A 345-nucleotide genomic window follows, 5' to 3' on the forward strand; every position below is an offset into this window, starting at 1 on the left:
GGCCGAGGTCGTGGTCGCAGCCGTTATGATGACGACGATGAAGACGATGATCGTGGCCGTTCAGGTGGCCGAGGTCGTGGTCGCAGCCGTTATGACGACGACGAAGATGATGATCGTGGCCGTTCAAGTGGCCGAGGTCGTGGTCGCAGCCGTTATGACGACGACGAAGATGATGATCGTGGCCGTTCAAGTGGCCGAGGTCGTGGTCGCAGCCGTCGTGATGATGATGACGAAGATGATGATCGCGGTCGCTCAAGTGGCCGAGGTCGTGGTCGCAGCCGTTATGACGACGACGAAGATGATGATCGTGGCCGTTCAAGTGGCCGAGGTCGTGGTCGCAGCCGT

1 protein-coding gene is annotated in these 345 nt (G+C 60.0%); it reads left to right on the plus strand.

Features of this window, described 5'->3' with window-relative positions; genetic code table 11:
* A partial coding sequence (locus J678_RS22800) for a hypothetical protein (protein WP_032027593.1) occupies positions 1 to 345 on the plus strand: 345 nt, incomplete at both ends.

Origin of the sequence: Acinetobacter sp. 1424608, assembly GCF_000588255.1 — a bacterium.
Classification (GTDB): Bacteria; Pseudomonadota; Gammaproteobacteria; order Pseudomonadales; family Moraxellaceae; genus Acinetobacter; species Acinetobacter nosocomialis.